Here is a 6,279-nt window from a genome sequence, read left to right on the forward strand (position 1 = left end):
AGCCCGGATCACACCTCGTACGTGAAGTCCGGGGCCCGGCGCTCCAGGAAGGCGGCGACCCCCTCGGCGGTGTCGCCGCTGCCGCGCGCCTGCCCGGCCCAGTGCGCGTCCCGGTCGCCCCGGCCGTCGGCGAACTCCTTCGCGGCGGCCTGAGTGAGCTGCGAGCGCGACACGAGTACCCGCGTGAACTCGGCCACCCGCTTGGCGAGTTCCCCCCGGGGCAGCACCTCGTCCACCAGACCGGTCCGCAGCGCCCGCTCCGCACCGATCAACTCGCCCGAGAACAACAGGTACTTGGCGGCCGAAGGCCCCACCAGCGCGACGAGCCGCCGGGTCGACGACGCGGGATAGACGATCCCGAGTTTGGCGGGCGTCACCCCGAAGGACGCGCCCTCCTCCGCGAACCGCAGGTCGCAGGCGGCGGCCAGCTGGCTGCCGCCGCCGACGCAGTAGCCCCTGACAGCGGCCAGCGTCGGCTTCGGGAACGCGGCCAGCGCGTCCTCGGCCCGTACGGCGAGCCCCTGCGGCGCGTCGCCCTCGCGTAGCGACGAGATGTCCGCCCCCGCGCAGAAGGTGTCGCCCGCCCCGGTCAGCACGAGCGCCCGTACGCCCCGGTCCCCGGCCAGCCGCTCCAGCAGCCCGGGCAGCGCGGCCCACATGCCGGCGGTCATGGCGTTGCGCTTGGCGGGGTTGCTGATGACGACGGTGGCGACCCCGTCCGCGACGGTGTGCTCAAGCTGCGGCTCCATGCGCCGGATGCTATCCGGACCGTACGAACCTATGATCAAGAAGGGGCGAGAAGCGGACGCCGCTGCGTTAAGGAGTCGCTCATGGCCGGTCGCGGGCGTACACGTGCGGGTACGAGTGAGGGCAAGAAGCTCAGGCGCGGCTTCGGCTGGCTGACCGTCCTCGGCGCGGTTCTCGTGCTCGGCGGAATCGTCGGCCTCGTCTACACCGGCGTGGCCACCCTCACCTCGATGCTCCTCTTCGGCTGGCTGCTGCTCGTCGGCGGTCTCGTCGGGCTGCTCCAAGCGGTCCAGTCGCGCGGATCGAACTTCTTCTGGCTCGGTGTGGTGGTCGCCGCGCTGAACCTGGCGGCCGGAATCGTCGTCATCCGCCACCCCGAAAGCACCGCGGAGGCGCTGACGATGTTCGCCGCGCTGCTCTTCCTGACCGGTGGCGTCTTCCGGCTGGTCGGCAGTGTGGTGGTGCGCGGCCCGCAGTTCGGCTGGACGCTGGTGCAGGGCGCCTTCGGCGTACTGCTCGGCCTTTTCGTGCTCTTCGACTGGCCGCACAGCAGCCTGTACGTACTCGGCTGCTTCTTCTCTCTCGCGCTGCTCTTCGACGGGCTCGGCCTGATCGCGATCGGCATGGGCGGCCGTCAGATGGTCAACATGGTCTCGGCAGCGACATCGGGGGATCAGGAAGAGACGCACAACTGACGCTGTCATAGGCGGCGCGGTCAAAAACCATCGATTACGACCGACTTGTGTTCAGTGGGCGGGTCCGGACTGCCGGGTTCTCAACACTCGACGCGTGGTGACGAGAGAAGACGCACTGGCGGGGTACGAAGGAGTCTGGCGCTTCACCGCCCCGGCCACGGACGCCTCCGTACCGGAGGCCAGGCACGCCGTCCGCGATCTGCTGAACCGGCAGGGCGTACCGGCAAAGGACGACCTGCTGCAGGGGCTGCTGCTCATCGTCTCCGAGCTGGTCACCAACGCCGTACGGCACGCGGCGCTGCTCTCTCCGCAGCTGGCCGTCGAGGTGGCGATCGGCAGGGAGTGGATCAGGGTCTCCGTCGAGGACAACCACCCCTACCGGCCCAAGGCCCTGGAGCGGGACTACGCGCAGACCGGCGGCCGCGGCCTGCTCCTCGTGCGGGAGATCACCGCCGAGGCCGGAGGGGTGTGCGACATCGAGCACACCGCGAGCGGCGGGAAGGTCATCCGGGTCGCCCTGCCGCTGGCGGGGCCGGCCGTCACCAGCCCGCGGCCGGGCCCGTCAGCTCTCTGATCGCCGGGCGCGCCGCGTCCAGCACCGTCATGAACCACGCCGAGAACGGCGCCTTCGCGTGCCGCTCGGCCAGCTCGCCCGGCGTCACGAACGACGTCTCGCCGACCTCCTCCGGATCGGGCCGCAGCGCGCTCTGGGCCATCCCGACGAAGAGGTGGTTGTACTCCTGCTCGACCAGGCCGGAGTCCGGGTCGGGGTGGTTGTAGCGGACGGTGCCCGCCTCGGCGAGCAGCGAGGGGGAGATCCCCAGCTCCTCGTACGTACGCCGGGCGGCCGCGGCGAACGGCGACTCCCCGGGGTAGGGGTGTCCGCAGCAGGTGTTGGACCAGACGCCGGGGGAGTGGTACTTGCCGAGCGCGCGGCGCTGGAGCAGCAGCCGCCCCGACTCGTCGAAGAGGAAGACCGAGAAGGCGCGGTGCAGGCGGCCGGGAGCCTGATGGGCGGAGAGCTTCTCCGCGGTGCCGATGGTATTGCCGTCCTCGTCGACCAGCTCGAGCAGGATCTCTTCCGCTGTGCCGTTCGACGAGCTGTTCGCCGCGGTGACTGGTGTGCTCGGCATGACCATCCTTCGCTTCGGTACCCGGCGTCCAAGTCTGCCGTAAAAAAGCGTCTTGTCCGTACTTCACGGCACCCACCGCATGTCCGCCCCCGCCGCACGGAGCGGCGGGGGCGGACAGTACGTCAGCTCAGGACGGCGGCGGGCCGCAGTACGTAGCCCGTGTAACCGTACTCCGTGCCGTACTCCGCGCGCACCGCGATCTCCTCACGGGTGGCGGCGAGCGCCTGCTCCATTCCGGGCACGGCGGGGTCGGCCGCGTCGGCACGGGCGCCGAGCGGGACGTAGTACTCGTCCCAGTCGCTCTCGGGCTGTCCGTACACCCCGATCACGTCGTAGCCGGCCGCGACGGCCGCCGCGGTGTTCTCGGACCGGGTGCGCAGTGCGTAGTGCTGGTCCCAGAACGCGCGCGCCCCGGCCGACGGATCGGGGGACGTCCACTCGCACTCGGTGACGACGAGCGCGCCGCCGGGTGCGACGAGGCGCCGCCACTTGTGCAGCGCGGTGTCGAAGCCGATGCTGTAGGCGGAACTCTCCGCCCAGACCAGGTCGAACGACCCGTCCGGGTAGGGGAGTTCGCCCATGTCGCCCTCGACGGTACGGATCCGGCCGCTGAGCCCGCGCTCTTCGGCGGCGCTCCGCAGCTCGGCGAGGAACGGCTCGTACAGATCGACGGCCGTCACCTCGGCGCCGCACTCCGCCGCCAGCAGCAGCGATACCCTGCCCGGGCCGCAGCCCAGGTCGAGCACGCGCGGCCGGTGCGGCAGCGGTCCGGCGAGGGAGAGCAGGTGGCGGGTGGTGGCGTCGGAGCCGGGGCCCTGGCGGGGAAGCCCGCGGTGCAGGGTCATGAAAGCTTCGAACATGGCGTTGTCGGTCAACGTGAGAACCCTTTGGTGTGAGGGCTCCGGCCGACGCGCACGAAGATCGCGGAAGATCGCGACGAAGGGGTCAGCCGAGAGCCCGGGAGTCGAGGAGGAACCGGACACTGCTCGCAGCAGCGTCGACCGTGACGGCCATCAACCTCAGCTCCCCTCATCGTGTCCCCGAGACCTGGATGTCTCGTCGAAGACCCTAACAGCACCGGCGGATCAGTGGCAGAGCCTCGCCTCGTGCTCCGCGTGACCGCCGGGCTCCAGCTGGAACGTGCAGTGCTCGACGTCGAAGTGCTCCCCGAGGCAGCCCTGGAGAGCGTGCAGCATTTTCTCGTGCCCGATCGAGTCGAGGAAGTCCTGGCTGACGACGACATGCGCGGACAGGACCGGCATGCCCGAGGTGATCGTCCAGGCATGCAGATCGTGTACGTCGTCGACGCCCGGCAGATCGAGTATGTGCTCCCGTACCTCCGCCATGTCCACGCCCTTGGGCGCGATCTCCAGGAGCACGCTCAGCGTCTCCCGCAGCAGCTTCCAGGTGCGCGGCACGATCATGAGGCCGATCACCAGCGACGCGATGGGGTCGGCGGCCTGCCAGCCGGTCGCCATGATGATGCCGGCCGAGACCAGCACGGTGACCGAGCCCAGGGTGTCCGCGAGCACCTCCAGGAAGGCGCCGCGCACATTGAGGCTGTCCTTCTGGCCCTTCATCAGCAGGGACAGCGAGATCATGTTGGCGACGAGACCGACCAGGGCGAAGACGATCGCCGTACCGCTCTTGGTCTCGGCCGGGGTGATGAAACGGTCGACGGCCTCGAAGAGCAGGAAGCCGCCGACGCCGAGCAGCAGCAGACAGTTGGCGAGCGCGGCGAGGATCTCGGCCCTGGCGTACCCGAAGGTGGCCTTCGTGGTCGCCGGGCGGTTGGCGAAGTGGATCGCCAGGAGCGCCATCGCGAGGCCGAGGGCGTCCGTCGCCATATGGGCCGCGTCGGCGATCAGCGCCAGCGAATTGGCGAGCAGACCGCCGACGATCTCGACCGTCATGACGGTCAGGGTGATGCCGAGCGCGATACGAAGCCGCCCCTTGTACGCGGCGGCCGCTGTGCCGGTGGGCGGCGGCCCCCCGTGCGTATGCCCGTGATCGTGCCCAGCCCCCATGAAGGACGCCTCCCCAGTGGTGTGAATGGTCTGCCGAGCAGCCAGTGAACTACGGGCGGGGGGTATGCGCAACACGGGACTGAACACCGTTGTCATGTGCTCTGACCTGCGGAAATGACCGCAGGTCAGAGCGACGGCCTGATCAGTTCCGGGCGGCATCGGGATGCCGGAGAAGCCAGCCCTCCCACGCCGAGGCGACCATCTCGCGTACCCCGCGCCCGGCCGTCCAGCCCAGCTCCTTGGCGATCAGATCGGATGAGGCGACCGCCTTCGCCGCGTCGCCGGGGCGACGCGGCTCGACCACGGGGGCGAGCGTGGAACCGGTGATCTCGCCCACCAGATCGGCGAGCTCGCGCACCGAGACGCCCTCACCGCGGCCGATGTTGAAGGTCATGTCCGCCGGCTCGTCCCGCGCGGTCAGCGCCCGCGCGACCGACAGGTGGGCATCGGCGAGATCGGCGACGTGAATGTAGTCACGGATGCAGGTGCCGTCGGGCGTCGGATAGTCGTCCCCGAAGATCCGGGGGGCCTCGCCGCGCGTGATCCGGTCGAAGAACATCGGAATGATGTTGAACACTCCGGTGTCGGCGAGCTCCGGCCTCGCCGCGCCCGCCACATTGAAGTAGCGCAGGCACGCGGTCGAGAAGCCGTGCGCCCGGCCCGCGGCCCGCACGAGCCACTCGCCGGCCAGCTTGGTCTCGCCGTACGGATTGATGGGGACGCAGGGGGCGTCCTCCGAGATGAGCTCCGCCTCGGGAATGCCGTACACGGCGGCGGAGGAGGAGAAGAGGAACCGCCGCACCCCGGCCGCCGCGACGGCCTCCAGGAGCACTGTGAGTCCGTACACATTTTCCCGGTAGTAGAGCAGCGGCTTCTCGACCGACTCCCCGACCTGCTTCCTCGCCGCGAGATGCACCACACCGGTGACGCCGTGCTCGGCGAGCGTACGGTCGAGCAGCTCCCGGTCCAGTACGGAGCCGCGTACCAGCGCGATGTCCTCGGGCAGCCGCTGCGGGATCCCGGACGAGAGGTCGTCCAGGACGACCACCCGCTCACCCGCCGCCGCCATGGTCCGCGCCACATGCGCGCCGATGTAACCCGCCCCACCCGTGATCAGCCATGTCATAACGGCCACCCTAGGCCGTGTCCGGACCCCCGGCGGTCGCGGTTTGTGGGGCGGGGCGCTGATCGACCAAGATGATCTCGGTGGGCCGCCCGCGTCCTGGCCCGGTCTTATCCGGGCGTTAACGGGCCATGAACTCCTGCTTCCGTTCATCCGATAGCCTCTGCCGACATGCCTCGCGCCCGTGCCGGGCCGCAATGCCGCATGCCACGCAAGGCCAGCCCCTGCCCAGCGCCAAGGAGTGAGTTCGTCTGTCGACCGCCATCCTCACCGGCCCGCCGGTACCCGGATCGCCGCTCGAGGGCGATCTGCGGTCGCTGGGATTCGTCGTACGGTACGCCGGGTCCGACGGCGACGCCGCCGAGCAGACCGCCAAGCTGCTCGACGAGGCGCCCGCCGGTGAGCGGGTAGCACTTGTCGACCCGCGCTTCGTCGGTCACGTCCACTCCCTGCGCCTCGCGCTGACCGACCCCCGCTTCCCGGCCGCCGCGGCCCCCGGCGCGCTCACCGCGCAGCCCGCGGCTCGCGCCGCGCTGGCCCGCGCCGTGCGCGGC

6 protein-coding genes and 2 pseudogenes are annotated in these 6,279 nt (G+C 70.4%); 3 read left to right on the forward strand and 5 right to left on the reverse strand.

Translation table 11 applies throughout. The features are described from left to right. Positions 1-8 precede the first annotated feature (8 nt). Positions 9-749, reverse strand: coding sequence for an enoyl-CoA hydratase/isomerase family protein (locus tag J7E91_RS11700; protein ID WP_214901675.1), 741 nt, complete (start codon positions 747-749; stop codon positions 9-11). 81 nt (positions 750-830) lie between these two features. On the opposite strand from J7E91_RS11700, the gene J7E91_RS11705 reads away from it, so the two are divergent. Beyond that, positions 831-1,442 (forward strand): HdeD family acid-resistance protein, encoded by a 612-nt coding sequence (locus J7E91_RS11705; RefSeq protein ID WP_214901677.1) that lies wholly within the window; start codon positions 831-833, stop codon positions 1,440-1,442. A gap of 94 nt (positions 1,443-1,536) precedes the next feature. Then, positions 1,537-2,016, forward strand: coding sequence for an ATP-binding protein (locus tag J7E91_RS11710; protein WP_214901679.1), 480 nt, complete (start codon positions 1,537-1,539; stop codon positions 2,014-2,016). Here the strand turns inward: J7E91_RS11710 and idi are convergent. The 4 genes and pseudogenes from idi to galE all read right to left on the reverse strand — a co-directional run bounded on the left by idi (position 1,982) and on the right by galE (position 5,728). Then, positions 1,982-2,575 carry an isopentenyl-diphosphate Delta-isomerase gene (gene idi, locus J7E91_RS11715; protein ID WP_214901681.1) on the reverse strand — a complete coding sequence of 198 codons (594 nt, stop codon included), beginning with the start codon at positions 2,573-2,575 and terminating at the stop codon, positions 1,982-1,984. The two genes, J7E91_RS11710 and idi, sit on opposite strands and share 35 nt — an antisense overlap. Positions 2,576-2,712: 137 nt before the next feature. After that, positions 2,713-3,435 (reverse strand): annotated as a pseudogene (locus J7E91_RS11720) (class I SAM-dependent methyltransferase); the annotation flags it as partial. A 225-nt stretch (positions 3,436-3,660) separates the two neighbouring features. Continuing rightward, positions 3,661-4,602 carry a cation diffusion facilitator family transporter gene (locus tag J7E91_RS11725; protein WP_214901683.1) on the reverse strand — a complete coding sequence of 314 codons (942 nt, stop codon included), beginning with the start codon at positions 4,600-4,602 and terminating at the stop codon, positions 3,661-3,663. A gap of 142 nt (positions 4,603-4,744) precedes the next feature. After that, entirely contained in the window at positions 4,745-5,728 is a 984-nt protein-coding gene (gene galE / locus J7E91_RS11730) for a UDP-glucose 4-epimerase GalE (RefSeq protein WP_214901685.1), read from the reverse strand. Between the two features lie 248 nt (positions 5,729-5,976). On the opposite strand from galE, the pseudogene J7E91_RS35840 reads away from it, so the two are divergent. After that, positions 5,977-6,279 (forward strand): annotated as a pseudogene (locus J7E91_RS35840) (CDP-alcohol phosphatidyltransferase family protein); the annotation flags it as partial.

This window comes from Streptomyces sp. ISL-99, assembly GCF_018614005.1.
Classification (GTDB): domain Bacteria; phylum Actinomycetota; class Actinomycetes; order Streptomycetales; family Streptomycetaceae; genus Streptomyces; species Streptomyces flavidovirens.

Bases quoted from the DNA above. Each gene is read 5' to 3' on its own strand.
- galE (WP_214901685.1), bottom strand. From the start codon at position 5,728: ATGACATGGCTGATCACGGGTGGGGCGGGTTACATCGGCGCGCATGTG.
- J7E91_RS11725 (WP_214901683.1), bottom strand. From the start codon at position 4,602: ATGGGGGCTGGGCACGATCACGGGCATACGCACGGGGGGCCGCCGCCC.
- J7E91_RS11700 (WP_214901675.1), bottom strand. From the start codon at position 749: ATGGAGCCGCAGCTTGAGCACACCGTCGCGGACGGGGTCGCCACCGTC.
- idi (WP_214901681.1), bottom strand. From the start codon at position 2,575: ATGCCGAGCACACCAGTCACCGCGGCGAACAGCTCGTCGAACGGCACA.
- J7E91_RS11705 (WP_214901677.1), top strand. From the start codon at position 831: ATGGCCGGTCGCGGGCGTACACGTGCGGGTACGAGTGAGGGCAAGAAG.